Raw genomic sequence first — 15,129 nt, 5'->3', positions numbered from 1 at the left:
GCGGCTACGCCTTGTCCGACGTCTTTCCGGTCGCCCCAGCCGGCGAGGCCTCGGCCGTGGTCGGGTCCGCCTCCTCGCCGGAGGCTGACGTCTCCTTGAAGTCGACCTTGCCCATGTGCTTGCTCATCGACTTCATCAGGGCCCACACCGCCAGGGCCATCACCGCGAAGACGATGAAGCCGAGGACACCGGGGGTGACCTTGTTCTCGTCCACCTCGGCGAGGGGGACGAGGTGTGTCATTGCCAGGCTCACGCTTGCGCTCATGTCAGGCATTGTCGCGGATGCCCGCGAAGAGGTCGTCCTCGGGGAGGGAGGTGTCCACGAGCGACTTCGCGAGCTCGTACTCCTCCGTCGGCCAGACCTCCCGCTGAAGCTCCAGCGGCACCCGGAACCAACCGCCGTCCGGGTCGATCTGCGTGGCGTGCGCGAGCAGCGCCTTGTCCCGGATCTCGAAGAAGTCGGCGCAGGGAACGTGCGTGGTCAGCGTGCGCTCCGTGCGCTCGAACTCGCTCCAGCGCTTGAGCCAGTCCTCGTACGGCGACTCCATGCCGCGCGCCAGCAGCGCGTTGTGCAGCGCCTCGGTGCGCGGGCGGTTGAAGCCCTGGTTGTAGTAGAGCTTCTGCGGCTGGTACGCCGGGCCGAACTCCGACTCCGGGTAGGTCTCGGTGTCCGCCGCGCCCTCGAACGCCACCATCGAGATCTTGTGGGTCATGATGTGGTCGGGGTGCGGGTAGCCGCCGTTCTCGTCGTAGGTGGTGATCACCTGCGGACGGAACGCGCGGATCTTCCGCACCAGCTCCCCGGCCGCCTTGTCCACGTCCTCCAGGGCGAAGCAGCCCTCGGGCAGCGGCGGCAGCGGGTCGCCCTCGGGCAGCCCGGAGTCGATGAACCCGAGCCACTCCTGCTTGACGCCGAGGATCTCGCGGGCCTCGTCCATCTCCTTCTTGCGTACCTCGTGGATGTGCTCCTCGATGTACTTGTCGCCCTGCAGCTTCGGATTGAGGATGGAGCCGCGCTCCCCACCCGTGCAGGTCACGACCAGCACGTCCACCCCCTCGGACACGTACTTCGCCATGGTGGCCGCGCCCTTGCTCGACTCGTCGTCGGGGTGGGCGTGCACGGCCATCAGTCGCAGCTGGTCAGTCAAGACTCAATCCTTGGTCAGTCGGCGCCCCCGGTGTCTTCGGGCGCGATCGGCGGCTTCTATAGTGACCGAATCGGAGGGCGAATAATTCCGGTGCCGAGAGGACGATCATGAGTACGGCGAGTACGCGACTGCCGGAGGGCCGCTACGGCCGCTCCTCGGACGAGCGCGCCGACCACAAGCTCAAGATCGCCGGGGCCGTGCTCGGCGCCCTGCTGCTCGCCCTGATCGGCTACTTCGCCTACCACTACGTCGCCGAGAGCAAGATCAGCGGCGAGGTGATCGCCTTCGACGCGGGCGCGGACTCGGTGCAGGTGCACCTGGAGGTCCGCAAGGACGCCGACGCCACCGGGTACTGCACGATCCGCTCGCAGGCGGCGAACGGCTCCGAGGTGGGCCGGGCCGACTTCCGCTTCACCGGCCACGCCACCCGGATCGACAAGGTCGTCACCCTCCGCACGACCTCACGGGGCACCACGGCCGAGCTGCTGGGCTGTCACCCGAGCTGAGACCGCGGCCCGGTTCTCCCCCGGCGCCGGCCGACGCCGCCCGGCGTCACCCTGAATACGTACCGCCTGACCTGCGTTGACGTGATTCTGATGGTTTATGTCCTCCCCCTTGCGCCGCTGAATTGTTAGGCTCGTGGTTTCGCCCTTCCATGAAGGAACATTCTTCTGGGTAGGGCGATGCTTTGTATTCCCAGTACCTACGAGGAGCACCTGTGACCCAGACCAGCGAAGACGTCACCTGGCTCACGCAGGAGGCGTACACCAAGCTCAAGGACGAGCTGGAGTACCTGTCTGGTCCCGCGCGCGCCGAGATCACCGTGAAGATCGCGGCCGCTCGCGAGGAGGGCGACCTGCGCGAGAACGGCGGGTACCACGCGGCCAAGGAGGAGCAGGGCAAGCAGGAGCTCCGCATCCGCCAGCTGACCCAGCTTCTGGAGAAGGCCAAGGTCGGCGAGGCCCCGGCGTCCGCGGACGGCGCGGTCGCGCCCGGCATGGTCGTGACGATCGCCTTCGACGGTGACGAGGACGACACCACGACCTTCCTGCTCGCCTCGCGCGAGTACGCGAGCTCGGACGTGGAGACCTACTCGCCGCAGTCCCCGCTGGGCTCCGGCGTGATCGGCCACAAGGTCGGCGAGGTCGCGCAGTACGAGCTGCCCAACGGCAAGATGGCCTCGGTGACCATCCTCAAGGCCGAGCCGTACAACGGCTGACCCGGCCGACCCGCCCTTTGCCGAACGTGAGCCCCCGGCGTCCCCGCGACGCCGGGGGCGCTGTCATGCGGTCGCCGAGCGGTACTTGCGTACCGCGAGGGTCCGGAATATCACGATGATCACGGCCGAGTAGATCAGCGAGGCCCAGACCGGGTGCACCATGGGCCAGGCGTCCGACGGGGACTGGCCCGGGTTGGCGAACAGCACCCGGCTGGCCTGGACGGTGGCGCTGAACGGGTTCCACTCGGCGACATGGCGCAGCCACGGGGTCATGTTGCTGGTGTCCACGAACGCGTTCGAGATGAAGGTGACCGGGAAGAGCCAGATCAGTCCGCCGGAGGTGGCGGCCTCGGGGGTCCGCACGGACAGGCCGATCAGGGCGCCGATCCAGGTGAACGCGTACCCGAGCAGGAGCAGCAGGCCGAAGGCGCCGAGCACCTTGCCGGCGTTCGTGCCGCCGTCCGAGCCCACCCGCCAGCCGACGAGGAGCGCGACGACGGCGAGGACGAGCAGGGTCAGCGCCGTCTGCACCAGGTCGGCGAGCGTCCGCCCGGTGAGCACCGCGCCGCGCGCCATGGGCAGCGAACGGAAGCGGTCGATGAGCCCCTTGTGCATGTCGTCGGCGATGCCCGCACCGGAGCTGGCGGTGGCGAAGGTGACGGTCTGCGCGAAGATGCCCGCCATCAGGAAGTTCTTGTAGTCGGTGGCGCTGGTGCTGCCGCCGATCTGCATGGAACCGCCGAAGACGTAGGTGAACAGCACCACGAACATGATGGGCTGAATAAGCCCGAAAATTACCATTTCGGGAATTCTGGACATGCGAATCAAGTTCCGCTTTGCCATGACCAGCGAGTCGCGGACCGACTGGCCGAGCGGGTTGCTGGGAGCCGCGATCGGGGCGGCTTCGGTGACGGCGCTCACTGGTCGGTCTCCTTCTGCGGGCTGCTCTGCCGGCTGTGGTCCTTGGCGTCGGTCTGCTTGCGACCCTTGGCGTCCGCCTTCGCGCCGTTCTCCTCGTCCTCGACCTCGGCCGCGTGGCCCGTCAGGGAGAGGAAGACGTCGTCGAGGGTGGGGCGGCGCAGTCCGATGTCATCTATCTCGATGCCCCGCACATCCAGTTCGCGGATGACCTCGGCGAGCAGCTTCGCGCCGCCGGTGACGGGGACGGTGAGCTTGCGGGTGTGGTCCTCGACGGTGACGTCGCCCTTGCCGAAGCCGGTCAGGACCTCGCGGGCGGTGGGGATGTGGTCGCGCTCGTGCACCACGACCTCGACGCGCTCGCCGCCGGTGCGGGCCTTGAGCTGGTCGGAGGTGCCGCGGGCGATCACCCGGCCGTGGTCGACGACCGCGATGTCGTGCGCGAGGTGGTCGGCCTCTTCCAGGTACTGGGTGGTCAGCAGCAGGGTCGTACCGCCGGAGACGAGCTGCTTGATGACCTCCCACAGCATCTGGCGGTTGCGCGGGTCGAGGCCGGTGGTCGGCTCGTCCATGAACATCACGGGCGGCGAGAGGACGAGTGCCGCCGCGAGGTCGAGCCGGCGGCGCATACCGCCGGAGTAGGTCTTCGCGGTGCGGTCGGCCGCGTCCGTGAGGCCGAACTGGTCGAGCAGTTCGTCGGCCCGGGCCCGCGCGGCCTTGGACTTCATCTGGTAGAGCTGGCCGACCATTTGAAGGTTCTCGCGGCCGGTCAGGTACTCGTCGACCGCGGCGAACTGTCCGGACAGGCCGATGGAGCGCCGTACCTCGTTGGGTTGCTTGAGCACGTCGAGCCCGGCGACGACGGCCTTGCCGCTGTCGGGGCGCAGCAGGGTGGTCAGGCAGCGGACCGTCGTCGTCTTGCCCGCGCCGTTGGGCCCGAGCAGGCCGAGGACCGTGCCCTCGGGGACATCGAGGTCGACGCCGTCCAGTGCCTTTACGTCTCCGAAGGTCTTGACCAGGCCTTCGGCATAGATGGCGCCTGGCATATCAGTCTCCACGTCGTCGGGGATTCTTCGAGAAGCCTAGTTTTGCGTTTTTCGTTCCGCCTGATGGCCGACACGAGACACACCATAACGCGATGTATCGCGTCTCTCAACGGGATTTCCCCGATCGAGTGACGAAGGATTGATGAACCGAGCGTTCCGCTTGAGGCGGCCTCAGTCGATGACCGTGTAACCCGCCTCGCGCAGGGTCCGGCCGACCTCGGCGCAGTGCTCGGGCCCCTTCGTCTCCAGGTGCAGCTCGACCTCCGCCTCCGTGAGCCCGAGCCGGGGATCGGTCCGTACGTGACTCACATCGAGGACGTTAGCGTCCACCACTGACAACGCCCCGAGAAGCGAGGCGAGGGCGCCGGGACGGTCCGTCAGACGCAGACGTACGGCCAGGTAGCGGCCCTGCGCGGCCATGCCGTGGCGCAGGATGCGCTGGAGCAGCAGCGGGTCGACGTTGCCGCCGGACAGCAGCGCGACGACCGGTCCCTCGAAGCCGCGCGGATCGCTCAGCAGCGCCGCGACCGGGCTGGCGCCGGCCGGTTCGACGACCAGCTTGGCCCGCTCGAGGCAGAGCAGCAGCGCGGCGGACAGCTCGTCCTCGGTGACCGTGCGGACCTCGTCCACCAGATCGCGGACGATCCCGAACGGCACCTCGCCGGGACGCCCGACCTTGATGCCGTCGGCCATGGTCGCGGGCTGCTCGATCGACACCGGGCAGCCGGCCGTGAGCGAGGGCGGGTACGCCGCCGCGCCCGCCGCCTGCACGCCCACGATCCGCACGTCGGGTCGCAGGGCCTTCACCGCCACCGCGAGCCCGGCCACCAGGCCTCCGCCGCCGATCCCGACGACGATCGTGCGCACCTCCGGGCACTGGTCCAGGATCTCCAGGCCGACGGTGCCCTGACCGGCGATGACGTCGGGGTGGTCGAAGGGGTGGATGAACACCGCGCCCGTCTCGGCCGCGTACGCCTGGGCGGCGGCGAGCGTCTCGTCGACCACGTGCCCGTGCAGGCGCACCTCGGCGCCGTACTCACGCGTGGCGCTGATCTTGGGCAGCGGGGCGCCCTTCGGCATGAACACCGTCGCGCGCACGCCGAGCAGGGCGGACGCGAGGGCGACGCCCTGCGCGTGGTTGCCGGCGCTCGCCGCGACCACCCCGGCGGCCCGCTCCTCGGGCAGCAGCCCGGCGATCCGCACGTAGGCGCCGCGCAGCTTGAAGGATCCGGTCCGCTGGAGGTTCTCGCACTTGAGGTGCACCGGGGCGCCCACCAGTTGGGACAGGTGCCTGCTCCCCTCCATCGCCGTCACCCGCGCCACGCCCGTGAGCATCTTCTGGGCGCCGCGCACATCGTCGAGGGTCACGGGCCGAAAGGAGTCAGCCGTGCTGTAGCTCATGACTCAAGCATCGCAGTTCACAGCCTCACGCCGTCTCTGTGACCAACCTCCGAGACTGGTTTGCGCAGCGCCGGTACGACCCGCGTCCCGGCCGCGTACTCTGTCCCCCAATCCAGCGCCCCTTTCATGAAGCGAGCCTCCGGCCATGCCCACAACACCTGAAATGTCGATGGACATGACGACCGTCGGTGACATCGGTCTCCTCGACACGTTGCAGCACGAGGTGGCGGTCTTCGCCCGCCGTGCCGAACAGACCCGGCTCGGTGGGGTCGGGCAGGTGCGCAACTCCATGGACCGCGCCGCGTATCTGCTGCTCAACCGCCTCGACAAGGAGGGGCCCATGGGCGTCAAGGCACTCGCCGCGAGCATGGGCATCGACTCGTCGACGGTCACCCGGCAGGTGGCTCCGCTCGTCGACACCGGGCTGGTCAAGCGGACCTCGCACCCCGAGGACGGGCGTGCCGTGGTGCTCCAGCTCTCCCCGCGCGGGCTGGCGCGGCTGGACGAAGTACGGTCCTCCAGGCGTCAGTTGATGGCCGAGCTGACACACGACTGGGCACCGGAGGAGCGCGAGGCGTTCTGCACGCTCCTCACGCGCTTCAACACCGCGCTCTCCACCCGTATGGCGACGCAGGGCCTCCCGGGCGCGGACGGCCCGTCGGAGGCGTGACGTCCTCGCGCGCGTGCCGCACGGTTTCCTCCGGATCACGCGGGTGTCCGCCGAGCCCTTGACCGATGGGCCACCGCTGGCCTCATATGAGACCGGGTCCCGTCGCAGGCGGGTCGGCATCCCGTAGGCGACCGGGCCCCTGTCCTCAGGGTCGCGTCAGGGCGGGAGGCGCGGTGCGACAACGGCAGGCGTCCCAAGGCGCCCGCCGGGCCCGGGAGTTCGAGGCATTCGTCGCGGGCGCGGCAGGGCGGCTCCTGCATGCCGCCACGCTGCTCACGGCGGAGGCGCCCGACGACAACCCGCGCGCGCGGCGCCTGCTGACGCTCGCCCTCGCGCACACGTACGCGCGCTGGCACCGGTTGCGCGGCGAGGACCCCTACGACCACACCCGCCAGTACCTCGCCACCCGTTTCGCCCGCGCGGCCTGGCACCAGTACGGCGCCTTCGGCCGCGCCCGCCCGCACCCCGACAGCGCCCTCGCCGTACTCGCGCCGCAGGAACGCCTGATCCTCGTCCTCAGGCTGTACGAGGGCGTCGCCGAGGCCCAGACGGCGGCCCTGCTCGGCCTGCCGACGGAACGCGTCCGCACGATCTGCGACCGGGCGACGGCGACGATGCTGCATCCGCCGCGGGGGCCGGCACCGACGGTCGGTCCGGCGAAGGTGGTGTCCTCATGAGGGACAGCGGCGACGGGAGACTCCCATGAACCGGGCCCAACGTGAGGCCTCCGTACGGCGGGTCATGGAGCAGACCCCGCCCCCGGTGCCGCCGGAGCTGTATCCGGAGGTGATGCGCCGCGGCGGTCGCATGCTGCGCCGCAGGACCGTCGCCCGACGGCTGTTCTGGCTGCTGCTGTGCTCGGCGGCGGTCGCGTTCTTCGTGTGGGCCATGGTGGCCCGCCCGTGGGTGGAGCCGCCTTCGGAGACGACTCCACCGCTGACGGGGTGGTGAACAGGGCCGGTGAACGGGCGGCCGATCGACCGGGCCGCGCGCCGGCCCGGCCCGACCTGCTATCCGAGCGCCTGCTGCAGATCCCCCAGCAGGTCGTCGATGTTCTCGATGCCCACGGAGAGGCGTACGAGATCGGCGGGCACCTCCAGGGCCGAGCCGGCCACGGACGCGTGCGTCATGCGGCCGGGGTGCTCGATCAGGGACTCGACGCCGCCCAGGGACTCGCCCAGCGTGAACACCTTGGCACGGTTGCAGACCTCGACGGCCGCCTCCTCGCCGCCCGCGACCTGGAACGACACCATGCCGCCGAACGCCCGCATCTGCTTGGCGGCGACCTCGTGGCCGGGGTGCTCGGGCAGGCCCGGGTACAGCACGTTCGTCACGCGCGCGTGCCGGCCGAGCATGTCGGCGACCTTCGTGGCGTTCTCGCTGTGCCGGTCCATGCGCACCGACAGCGTCTTGGCGCCACGCAGCACCAGCCAGGAGTCGAAGGGCCCGGCGACCGCGCCCATCGCGTTCTGGTGGTACGCCAACTCCTCGCCGAGCGTCTCGTCGGCGGTGACCAGCGCGCCGCCGACGACGTCCGAGTGACCGCCCATGTACTTGGTCAGGGAGTGCACGACGACGTCCGCGCCGAGGGCCAGCGGCTGCTGGAGGTACGGCGTGGCGAAGGTGTTGTCGACGACGAGCTTCGCGCCCGCGTCCCGCGCGATCTGCGCGACGGCGGCGATGTCGGTGATGCCGAGCAGCGGGTTGGAGGGGGTCTCCACCCACACGGCCTTGGTCTTCGGGGTGACGGCGGCCCGTACGGCGGACGGATCGCTGGTGTCGGCGACCGACCACTCCACGCCCCACCGCGCGACGACCTTCGCGAACAGCCGGAACGTGCCGCCGTACGCGTCGTTGGGGATGACCACGTGGTCACCGGGGCTGAGCAGCGTACGCAACAGGCAGTCCTCGGCCGCCAGTCCGGACGCGAACGCGAGACCGCGGCGGCCGCCCTCGAGGGCCGCGAGGTTCTCTTCCAGGGCGGTCCGGGTGGGGTTGGCGCTGCGGCTGTACTCATAGCCACCGCGCAGGCCCCCGACGCCGTCCTGCTTGTAGGTCGAGACCTGGTAGATCGGCGGGACGACCGCACCGGTGAGGGGGTCGGCGGTGTTGCCCGCGTGGATCGCGAGGGTCTCGAAGTGCTGACTGATGTGCCTGTCGCTCATGGGTCCCGAGCGTAGTGCGCTCGCGGAACGGATGACGGACGGCGGGGCGTGAGGTGGGGTACTGCGGGGTTTTCCCTCGGTGGGGGGTGGGTTCGCGGGGCGGGTTCGTAGGGGCGCTGCCGGAAGGAGGGCGCGGGAGCGCGGGACGCTGTCGCGGGGCGCGGGGACGCTGCCGTGAGAGCGGCTCGCGGCGTGACCGGCGTCGGCAACCTGCGGCGGCAACCTGCGCGGAGTTATCCACAGGTCCGGTGACCGGTTCGCCATTTGTCGGCGGCGTCTGGAACCCTTGTGGCATGGAGATTCTCTGGGTCCTGATGGCGGCGGTCCTGCTCGGCTTCGTGCTGCTGCCCTTCCTGCGGCGCAGGCGGGGCATGATCGAGCAGGTCCCGGCCGGCCACCCGGACGCCGCCGACCCCGCGAACTACGGCTTCGCGCGGGAGGAGGAGCTGGACGTCCGCATGCCCGGCCCCGACCAGGATCTGCTGGACGTCCTGGACCTGGTGCAGCGCACGCACGACTACCGCGCGGCCCAGCAACTGCTGGCCGGCACGGAGGCGGCGGGTGAGCTGCGCTGGCAGCGGGTGCAGGCGTTCGCGGGGGCGGCCTCGCTGGAGCTGCGGCAGCGGCCGGGCGGGGTCAGCGAGACGCCGGGCGGTCAGTGGCTGCGGGTGTGGCGGGCCGAGCATCCCAAGGATGCAGGCGGCGCGGCGGTGCACGCCGAGTTCCTGGTGCAGCAGGCGTGGCGTACGTCGACGCCGGGCACGGACGAGTTCCGGATCATCATGGAGGAGGCGAGGTCGGCGTGCGGCGACGCGGCGCTGCTCGCGCCGGGCGATCCGATCCCGTACATCGTCGAGTTGTCGGTGGCGCGCGGTCTGGCCTACTCGCAGTCGGAGTTCGAGCAGCTGTGGCTGAAGATCCTGGACCGGGCGCCGGCGCACATGGGTGCGCACCTGGCCGCGCTGCACTACTGGTGCGAGAAGTGGCACGGCTCGCGCACCCTGGCGAACTCCTTCGCGGAGGCGGCCGCGGCCCGCGCACCGCAGGGCTCACTCCTCGCGGCGATGCCCCTGTTCGCGGTCTTCGAGCACCTGCCCGAGGTGAACATGGTCAGCAGCTTCTACCAGAGCGAAGTGGTGACCAAGGCGATACACGGAGCGCTGTTCGCGGTCCACGCCGCCCGCCCCGACGACCCGATGCTGGCGCACGTACGCCACATGCTGGTCTTCTTCCTGGTCCGCGCCGAACGCTGGTCGGAGGCGATGAACCAACTCGTCCACATAGACGGCCACGTGGGCGCACTCCCCTGGACCCTGTCCGCGGACCCGGCGGCGGAGTTCGCGGTCTACCGGGCGCTGGCGGTGGCGGGCTACGAGGCGAACGGCGGGAGCCCGGCGACGCTGCCGCACTGACCTCCGGCGAACTGCCGGGCCACTGGGCTCCTGAGCTACTGGGCTACTGGGCTACTGGGCTACTGGGCTACTGGGCTACTGGACGATCTCCGCGCCGGAATTCCCGCCGCCTGCAGTCCCGTTGGGAGGGATACCCGCTGCGTCGAGGTATCGGTGCATGGCTTCCACGGGCAGGCTCGGATTGCTGAGGGCGCTGGAGGCGATTTCCGGGTTCTCGCAGCAGTCGAGGATGAGATCGACGGGCAGTGCGGCGTGCGCGGCCGCCATGGCACGTACACGATCGTCGTGGTCGGCGAGCAACCTGACCAGCGTGGCGACGGGCGCTTCGGGGTCCAGCGCCGCCAGCCGTCGCTTCTCCGGATCCGGGTCTTCGGCGAAGCGTCGCCCGCTGCCCACGCGCGGGAAGTTCGGGTGGGCCAGTAGAGCGCCCCTGGTGATGACTCGGCATTCCAGATACGTCCGCAGCACCACCTCGCCGTCGACGGTGGGCTGGTTCTCGCACAACAGGAGTCGTACGGGGTGGTCGTCGTCCTTCGAGAGCAACTCGATGGCGTCGGCGGGCAGGTGGGGGCTGTAGGCGGCGCTGCGCCGAAGCAGTGTGTTGGCCGACCTGGCGCACCGGCGCAAGACATCAGCGTCGGCGCAGAGGCGAACCCATTCGACGGGATCGAGTCGGTCGGACGGGCTGATGGTGACGTCGATGGCGCCGCGTTCCGACTCCGTCAGTTCGGGGCGTACCGATATCGCCAGCCGTACGCTGTGCGCGTCGTCCTCCGCCAAGGGCCGGACGATGTCGATGGGAACGTTGAGGTTGGTCGCCAGCGCCCGCCGGTCCTCCGCTTCGGTGCTTGCGGCGAGTTGGACGGCGGTCGCCGTGCTCATGGCGCCGTGACGGATCACATCCCACCGGTGGAGGCCGTCGATCCCTTCGTCGAGAAGACGGTCCGTGGTGGCCGCGTCGTCACGGCAGGCCTTGACCATGGCCGCCCGGCGGACTCCGTCATCAGCGTCCCGGAGCAGACGGCTTCGGGCGTCCTCGGACAGCAGGGCCCACGCGCGGCAGGCCGCCTGACGAAGGTCCGCATCCTGATGGCCGGCGAGCCCGGCGACCAGGTCCGGAGCCGTGTGCCGACAGAAGGCCGCGTTTCGGCGGACCTTCGGTTCCGGATCGGCGAGCAGGCGCCGCTGCGCGGACAGGGGCAGTGGGGGCGTAGGAATGCGGAACCAGTCAGGCCCAATGGCCAGACCGAGGCGGACATGTGGATCGGGATCGTCGACGAGCCTGGCGCGTTGTTCCGCCGGTACCGAGACGTTCTCGGTGAGCAGGCTCCGCACCCTGCGGTCGGGGTGCGCGACGATGATGTCGACCACCTCGTCCGGCAGGGCCCGCCAGGCGAACGCGTCCCGCGCCGCCTCGGCCTCCTCGCACAGCAGCCGGATCAGGACGTCGGCCGGTGCCGCGGGATTCCGCGCGATCGCGACGACGGTCTCACGGTGACCGCGCTCTCCACTCATGGGGTGCCTTCCTGTTCGCCAACGGCCGTCGCGGGTCCGGAGATTGTGCGCGGGTCGGGTATACGGGGTCAATGTCGGTGATCATGTTCTACCGCTCTACCGGCTGACCCGAGTCTGTGACCGGCAGAGGACCGCCGAACGCCGACCGTCACTGCCGATGCGAAATTCAGTGGCCGCCCGACCCGACCGACCCCACGCTGTACGCCATGGAAGAACCGCAACACAGGATCCGCGCGGCCTACTCGGAATCCACGATCACCGTCTACCAGGCGTACTCCCCCGAGATCGGCCTGCCCGCCGCCCGCGAGGGCCGTTTCCCCGGGGCATGGAAGCGGGACAGGATGACGTGGATCAAGCCGTCGTTCCTGTGGATGATGTACCGGTGCGGCTGGGGCGCCAAGGAAGGGCAGGAGACCGTCCTCGCTGTCGAGATCAGCCGTGACGGATTCGAGTGGGCGCTGCGCAACGCATGTCTGTCGAGTTACGTCCGCGGAGTGCACCCCGACCGAGCCACCTGGCAACGCCAGTTGAAGCGCGCGCCCACCCGCGTCCAGTGGGATCCCGAGCGGGACCTGCACCTCCAGCCCCTGCCGTACCGGTCCCTGCAAATGGGTCTCTCCGGTGAGGCTGCACGACGCTATGCGGACGAGTGGACGGTCGCCATCCGCGACGTGACCCCGCTCGCCCACGAGATCCACGCCCTCGTCAGTGGTGGGGACTTGGACTCCGCCGCCCGACTGCTGCCCCAGGAACTCCCCTATCCCGCCGGAGAGGAACCCCTTGCCCACCTCATGGAATGACGGTCCGGCTCACCCGACAGCCGCGAAGATCGCAGAGCTGTTCGCCGCTCTCGGTGCCGAGGACCCTCAGAGCTGGGCGGACTCAGAAGTCGAGGAGGACCTCCCTCAACTGGCCCGGTACCGGCTCCTGCGAGCGCTGTCGCAAGACATCCAGGCCTGGGACACCGCCTCGATCGGCTCCCTTCGCGACGCCATTGATGCCGAAGGAGCCCGGGCCGTGGATCACACGGGGGACATGGAACACATCGCTCGCGCCGTAGCCCGGGAAACGACTTTCCGCGTCCTGTATCGACTGGCGGACCCGGACAGCGACGACCTGCCCGCCGGCCTTCGGAAGCGGATGCCTGGCTGGGTTCTCATGGAGACAACCCCCGCCGGCGAGCTGACGCACCGAGCGATGGATGCCCTGTACGAAGACCTCGACTCCCTGGATTCCCTGGCCGATGCCTCTCGCAGCAGGACCGTCGCGCAGGGCTGGATCTGGGGCGACAACCTCCGCCCCTTCTGTGAATCCCTCGCCGCAGAAGTGGCCTACGACTTCGACGACAGCGACTGGCTGGCCATCGAAACGGCACTCTCCGACACCGACGACGAACAGCCCCGCTCAGCCTGGTACGTGTACCCCCTCGTCGGACACAGCCGCGTGGATCTCCAACTCGCCCGGTCCGTGGGAGGTTCCGAGGTGTCCGTGAGCGTCCAGGGAAACGTGAACAGCCGCGTGCGCGCCCGCCTCGATCTGCTCCTGAACATCATGGCGCGCTACAAGACCGCACCGGCATGAGCGCCAGGCCTCGACGCGGAGCGTGAGTTCCTGTCTCGCTCCAGCGGCATGCAGCCGTATCGCTGCTCCCTCATTCATTCGTTGGAGCAGCCATTGCCACCTCCGCCGCAGCGCGACCCCATGTGACAAACTCGGCGACCAACTCGCCGAGCCAGAAGGGCCGCTGCCTTGTCGGACGTCATGCCCGTGCCGGTTCACCTCGGCAAGGTGGTCGAGGGACTCGCCGGGAACCCCGCCCTGCCGCCCGAGTTCATCCGCCGTCTCTTCGCCCACCGCAGGAGCTTCGGCAGGGTCGCCAAGCGTCCGGACCTGACCGACGACATGATCGCCGAGATCATCGCCATCGACGATCACTGGCTCACGCACTCGCTCGCGCTCAACCCCGGCCTCCCGCACGCCGTCCGGATCCACCTTGCCGAACACCCCGATCCGGGGATACGCGGGGCCCTGGTGATCGGCGCGGGCAGCGCACCGCGAGAGGTGCTCGAGCGGCTGCTCGACGACCCCGATGTGCTGGTGCGTGAGCGGCTGGCGGAGAGCGATCATCTGCCGCCGGATCTGCGCGCACGGCTGGCGGCCGACCCGGAGCCGACCATCCGGGCGACGGTTGCCCAATGCTGGACGCAGGCACCGGAATCGGTGCGCCGGCTCCTGCTGACGGATCCCGAGGACAGGGTGCGCGCGGGAGCCTGCGCGACCTACTTCCGACGGCTTCCCCATCCCGTACCGCCCGCCGACCTGCTTCCGGCGCTGCTGGCCGATCCGGTCACGCGCGCCGGAGCGGTGCGCCACTGCACGATGGACGCCGACACAACCCGCCGACTGGCCGATGATCCGGACGAGGCGGTGCGCCGGGAACTCGCCGAGCACCCCGACCTCCCACCACCTCTGCGCGACCGGCTCGCCGAGGATCCCAACCTGCGGGTCGCGCTCCGCGTCTTCGCCCGTCAGGACACCCCCGAGCCGACCCGCGCCGCGATCCACGCGAAGATCCTGTCCGACGCGCCGCCCGCGGGCTGGCTCACCGACCCCCGGATCCTGGACGACGACACGCTCGCACGGCAGATCACGAACAAGTTGGCGCGCGTGGAACTCGCGACGCTACGCCTGCCCTGGGTGACCTCCGACCCCTTGCCGTACGTGGATTCGCCCTACGCCTGCTTCCGCGCCTCGGCCGCGCGGTCCGGCCGCCTGCCCGCGCCGGTCGTGACCCGGCTGCTCGACGACGAGGAGAGCAGCGTCCGTACGACGACGGCTCTGCACGCCCGTGACCGGATCGACCCCGCCACCGCCGAACGCATCGATCGCACCTACCGCCCGGCGAAGAGGACCCGGTGGCGTCCGGCCGACGAACTCCCCCTCCCGGCGGACGTCCTCCGGCGTCTGGCCACCGATGCCGACCCCAGGATGCGACAGCTGGCCCCACGGGACCTCGACCTCCCGGTGGAACTCGTACGTCGTCTGGCCTGCGATCCCGATGAGACGGTGCGCCGCGTGATCGCCACCCATCCCCGGCTTCCGACCCAGGACCTGACGCAGCTGCTGGCCGACTCATCGGAATGGGTCGCCACCGCGGCAGCCGGCAATCCCGACCTTCCGCCCCGGCACATGCACCAGATCCTCACCCTGGCAGACCTGTGACACCAACGCACGCCAGCCCCAGACTCACGCTCACGCGACCACGCAACGGCAACCCATCGGGGTCCAGCCCATCGGGGTCCCGCCCATCGGGACTCCGCCCACCGCCCTACTCCCCCGGCGGCACCCGGACGAAGCCCTCCGTCCAGCTGTCCTCGTCGAGTTCGCAGGCGTCGAAGTGGAAGCACTCCGGTTCGTCACGGAAGCCCGGAAGCAGTCGGGCCTGACGCACGCGGTCTTCGACCCTGTCGAGGGTTGAGTAGATACCGAGCAGCTTTACGTCGTCGCCGTCCGCCTCGTCGCAGAACACGCCGCTCTCATCGACGTGCACGGTCGAACCGTCGGCGCCGGCTTCGTTCTGGTGGCCGACGTGCCACAGGGGATAGACGATCACGGAAGCCAAGCTAGCGGAACGC

The 15,129-nt window shown here is 69.9% G+C and carries 17 protein-coding genes; 9 read left to right on the top strand and 8 right to left on the bottom strand.

Annotation, left to right across the window (positions count from 1 at the left end; genetic code table 11):
• Nucleotides 1-4 precede the first annotated feature (4 nt).
• Nucleotides 5-274, bottom strand: a complete 270-nt coding sequence (locus ACWDR3_RS22370) for a hypothetical protein (protein ID WP_450354275.1) — start codon at nt 272-274, stop codon at nt 5-7.
• Nucleotides 267-1,127 carry a mycothiol conjugate amidase Mca gene (mca, locus tag ACWDR3_RS22365; protein WP_450354288.1) on the bottom strand — a complete coding sequence of 287 codons (861 nt, stop codon included), beginning with the start codon at nt 1,125-1,127 and terminating at the stop codon, nt 267-269. Before mca ends, ACWDR3_RS22370 begins: the two co-directional genes overlap by 8 nt.
• 128 nt (nt 1,128-1,255) lie before the next feature.
• Here mca and ACWDR3_RS22360 point away from each other — a divergent pair, with 128 nt between their 5' ends.
• Nucleotides 1,256-1,654: a DUF4307 domain-containing protein gene (locus ACWDR3_RS22360; protein WP_450354274.1), complete on the top strand. Its 399-nt coding sequence runs from the start codon at nt 1,256-1,258 to the stop codon at nt 1,652-1,654.
• A gap of 212 nt (nt 1,655-1,866) precedes the next feature.
• Nucleotides 1,867-2,367, top strand: a complete 501-nt coding sequence (gene greA / locus ACWDR3_RS22355) for a transcription elongation factor GreA (RefSeq protein ID WP_123998068.1) — start codon at nt 1,867-1,869, stop codon at nt 2,365-2,367.
• 63 nt (nt 2,368-2,430) lie between these two features.
• Here greA and ACWDR3_RS22350 read toward each other — a convergent pair whose 3' ends face one another.
• From ACWDR3_RS22350 to ilvA, 3 genes are all read right to left on the bottom strand, one after another.
• A complete protein-coding gene (locus tag ACWDR3_RS22350) occupies nt 2,431-3,288 on the bottom strand; it encodes an ABC transporter permease (RefSeq protein WP_401713590.1) in 858 nt (285 codons plus the stop codon).
• Entirely contained in the window at nt 3,285-4,331 is a 1,047-nt protein-coding gene (locus tag ACWDR3_RS22345) for an ATP-binding cassette domain-containing protein (protein WP_450354273.1), read from the bottom strand. Before ACWDR3_RS22345 ends, ACWDR3_RS22350 begins: the two co-directional genes overlap by 4 nt.
• 171 nt (nt 4,332-4,502) lie before the next feature.
• The gene (gene ilvA / locus ACWDR3_RS22340; RefSeq protein ID WP_450354272.1) at nt 4,503-5,732 is read right to left on the bottom strand and encodes a threonine ammonia-lyase; all 1,230 of its coding nucleotides are present in this window, start codon (nt 5,730-5,732) and stop codon (nt 4,503-4,505) included.
• A 163-nt stretch (nt 5,733-5,895) separates the two neighbouring features.
• Between ilvA and ACWDR3_RS22335 the strand changes: the two genes are divergently transcribed.
• From ACWDR3_RS22335 to ACWDR3_RS22325, 3 genes are all read left to right on the top strand, one after another.
• A complete protein-coding gene (locus ACWDR3_RS22335) occupies nt 5,896-6,402 on the top strand; it encodes a MarR family winged helix-turn-helix transcriptional regulator (protein ID WP_401714403.1) in 507 nt (168 codons plus the stop codon).
• A 173-nt stretch (nt 6,403-6,575) separates the two neighbouring features.
• On the top strand, nt 6,576-7,079 hold the full coding sequence (locus tag ACWDR3_RS22330) for a sigma factor-like helix-turn-helix DNA-binding protein (protein ID WP_450354271.1): 504 nt from the start codon (nt 6,576-6,578) through the stop codon (nt 7,077-7,079).
• 25 nt (nt 7,080-7,104) lie between these two features.
• Complete coding sequence (locus ACWDR3_RS22325) at nt 7,105-7,353, top strand: hypothetical protein (RefSeq protein ID WP_450354270.1); 249 nt, start codon at nt 7,105-7,107, stop codon at nt 7,351-7,353.
• A 59-nt stretch (nt 7,354-7,412) separates the two neighbouring features.
• Here the strand turns inward: ACWDR3_RS22325 and ACWDR3_RS22320 are convergent, their stop codons facing one another.
• Nucleotides 7,413-8,567 (bottom strand): cystathionine gamma-synthase, encoded by a 1,155-nt coding sequence (locus ACWDR3_RS22320; RefSeq protein WP_450354269.1) that lies wholly within the window; start codon nt 8,565-8,567, stop codon nt 7,413-7,415.
• 293 nt (nt 8,568-8,860) lie between these two features.
• On the opposite strand from ACWDR3_RS22320, the gene ACWDR3_RS22315 reads away from it, so the two are divergent.
• The gene (locus tag ACWDR3_RS22315; RefSeq protein ID WP_450354267.1) at nt 8,861-9,979 is read left to right on the top strand and encodes a hypothetical protein; all 1,119 of its coding nucleotides are present in this window, start codon (nt 8,861-8,863) and stop codon (nt 9,977-9,979) included.
• 75 nt (nt 9,980-10,054) lie between these two features.
• Here ACWDR3_RS22315 and ACWDR3_RS22310 read toward each other — a convergent pair whose 3' ends face one another.
• Nucleotides 10,055-11,494 (bottom strand): hypothetical protein, encoded by a 1,440-nt coding sequence (locus ACWDR3_RS22310; protein ID WP_450354266.1) that lies wholly within the window; start codon nt 11,492-11,494, stop codon nt 10,055-10,057.
• Nucleotides 11,495-11,700: 206 nt separating this feature from the next.
• On the opposite strand from ACWDR3_RS22310, the gene ACWDR3_RS22305 reads away from it, so the two are divergent.
• The 3 genes from ACWDR3_RS22305 to ACWDR3_RS22295 all read left to right on the top strand — a co-directional run bounded on the left by ACWDR3_RS22305 (nt 11,701) and on the right by ACWDR3_RS22295 (nt 14,716).
• Entirely contained in the window at nt 11,701-12,294 is a 594-nt protein-coding gene (locus tag ACWDR3_RS22305) for a DUF4291 domain-containing protein (RefSeq protein ID WP_450354265.1), read from the top strand.
• A 358-nt stretch (nt 12,295-12,652) separates the two neighbouring features.
• Nucleotides 12,653-13,075, top strand: coding sequence for a hypothetical protein (locus tag ACWDR3_RS22300; protein WP_450354264.1), 423 nt, complete (start codon nt 12,653-12,655; stop codon nt 13,073-13,075).
• A 180-nt stretch (nt 13,076-13,255) separates the two neighbouring features.
• Nucleotides 13,256-14,716, top strand: a complete 1,461-nt coding sequence (locus ACWDR3_RS22295) for a hypothetical protein (protein ID WP_450354263.1) — start codon at nt 13,256-13,258, stop codon at nt 14,714-14,716.
• Nucleotides 14,717-14,822: 106 nt separating this feature from the next.
• On the opposite strand, the gene ACWDR3_RS22290 is transcribed toward ACWDR3_RS22295, so the two are convergent.
• Entirely contained in the window at nt 14,823-15,107 is a 285-nt protein-coding gene (locus ACWDR3_RS22290; protein WP_450354262.1) for a hypothetical protein, read from the bottom strand.
• Nucleotides 15,108-15,129 lie beyond the last annotated feature (22 nt).

The organism is Streptomyces sp. NPDC001002 (assembly GCF_053599215.1).
Note: the sequence above shows the minus strand (reverse complement) of the source record. Positions and strands in the feature narration are given on the sequence as shown.